Here is a 2,164-nt window from a genome sequence, read left to right as displayed (position 1 = left end):
TAGGCATATGGCGGGGCGAGATCTTGGTAAACGGGAGCCTACGGAATCACTCAAATCTCATGCTGGGAAATTTGAATTATTGGATGCAACCTGATTGTCAAGTGAGAAAAACTGCAGAATCGAGTATAAGAAACATCGCTGATGCTAATAAAAACTATCCTCAATAAAGTTCATAAACTCAAGTCATTTGTTTATCAGGATGTCCAGTTTGGCAGTTGTCAGGGTGAGGATGTGTTCGATGTCACAGTGGTTCCCAGGAAGAATAGTCGTGCCCTCTGCTCCGGCTGCCAAAAACCAGCACCAGGCTATGATCATCTGGCCGAGCGCCGCTTTGAGTTTATCCCGCTCTGGGGAATCAGGGTCTTTTTGCTCTACAAAATGCGCCGTGTTCAATGCAAAACCTGTGGCGTAAAGGTTGAGCAGGTTCCATGGGCTGAGGGCAAGAAGGAGCTGACCAAAGTCTATATGCAGTTTCTGGCAAACTGGGCCAGAAAGCTGTCTTGGAAAGAGGTTGCCAGTACTTTCAATACCTCATGGGAAAAAGTATTTCATGCTGTGGAGTACGTCGTTGAGTGGGGTAAAGCACATCGCTCACTCGACAATATCAAGGCTATTGGTGTTGATGAAGTGGCTTACCAGGTTGGTCATAAATACCTGACAGTGGTTTATCAGATTGATCGCAGCTGCACCCGGCTGCTATGGGTTGGTCAGGAACGTACCGAAGCCACCATTAGAAGCTTTTTCTCTTTCTTGGGTCCAGAGCGCAGTCAGCAGCTGGAGTATGTCTGCTCTGATATGTGGAAGCCTTATGTAAAAGCCATCGCTGAGTTTGCCAGCCAGGCACTTCATATCCTGGATCGCTTTCATATTGTAGCCATGCTGAATAAGGCCATTGATGAAGTCAGAGCATCAGAACACAAGCAACTTCAGGCAGACGGTTATGAACCTGTTCTAAAGAAGACTCGTTGGTGCCTGCTCAAACGGAAGGAGAACCTGTCCGAGAAAGAAGAAATCAAGTTGAAGAAAGTGCTCCAGTACAACCTGAAAAGTGTTAGAGCCTATCTGCTCAAAGAAGAGTTTCAAGTCTTCTGGGACTACATCTCACCACACTGGGCAGGTAAATATCTGGATCGTTGGTGTGCAAGAGTCATGCGATCAAAGATAGAGCCGATGAAAAAGGTCGCTAAAACCGTTCGACGACACAAGCCTCTCATCCTGAACTGGTTCAGGGCAAAAAAGGCGTATTCCAGTGGCATAGTTGAGGGTCTGAATACCAAAATAAAACTCACTACCCTGAATCCGTGAGTTCATGATCGTTAAATTTACCAAAAACTCAGTCATAGCAAAATCTGTAGGCTAATATTTGCTCATCTGATTTTTCACCCTATAAGTGTATTTTTGTGGAACTGAAATTTGAGCAATCCGACACGGAATTTTATACTCCTGCAGCTGGCCTGTATTTTGTGGGTCACGCCCTGAACAAGAAGACATCCCTAAAAAAATCACTGCGCTCTATCAAGAAGCGCCATGGCATCCCCAATATTGACCTGGTTCGTGCTTTCATCGGCTTATTGGCTTTGGGTAAAACTGATTTTGATGCCATTGATCATTATCGCCATGATGATTGGTTCAAGCGCAGTATGGGCATTAAGCAAATGCCGTCTGCCAGCAGGCTGCGTCAGCGTTTTAATGAAGATGCCACTCAACTGATTCCGTTAATTGAAGAGGCACTTCCAGAATTATTGTTAGAACTGGGTGCGCCGATCTCCCCACTTTCTAAAGAACTGGATCACCTTCAGCATATTCCTCTGGATATAGACGTTACTCCGCAGGATAACAGCAGAACCCAAAAAGAAGGTTCGCAATGGACATACAAACATTTCCACGGCTTTGCTCCTATTATGTCTTATGTGGGAAAAGAGGGCTGGTGTATAGGTGCTGAACTTCGCCCTGGCTCACAACATTCCCAGAATGATTTCGTGCCCTTTCTAAACACTGTATTACGCAGACTTCGTCGTGTTACCCAAGCGCCGGTAATACTGCGACTCGACAGCGGACATGACGCAGAAGATACTCGCAGAGAGATAGCAAACCACAGTAATGTAGACCACATCATCAAACTCAATCCACGCAAGCAATATACCGTTACAGCCTGGCTGCCAGC

At 45.9% G+C, this 2,164-nt stretch carries 2 protein-coding genes; both read left to right on the top strand.

The genetic code is table 11. The features are described 5' to 3' along the window. Positions 1-141: 141 nt before the first annotated feature. Positions 142-1,305 (top strand): ISL3 family transposase, encoded by a 1,164-nt coding sequence (locus tag ACR2PX_RS28635; protein ID WP_434002760.1) that lies wholly within the window; start codon positions 142-144, stop codon positions 1,303-1,305. Between the two features lie 95 nt (positions 1,306-1,400). Further along, positions 1,401-2,164 (top strand): transposase (locus ACR2PX_RS28630; protein ID WP_434002759.1); only part of this gene is annotated, 764 nt, incomplete at its 3' end.

Source organism: Endozoicomonas sp., from assembly GCF_051008435.1.
Taxonomy (GTDB): domain Bacteria; phylum Pseudomonadota; class Gammaproteobacteria; order Pseudomonadales; family Endozoicomonadaceae; genus Endozoicomonas_A.
The sequence above is the reverse complement of the archived record's forward strand: the minus strand, read 5'-3'. Positions and strand labels throughout refer to the sequence as shown.

Coding starts and splice junctions, on each gene's coding strand:
- ACR2PX_RS28635 (WP_434002760.1), top strand. CDS start 142: ATGCTAATAAAAACTATCCTCAATAAAGTTCATAAACTCAAGTCATTT.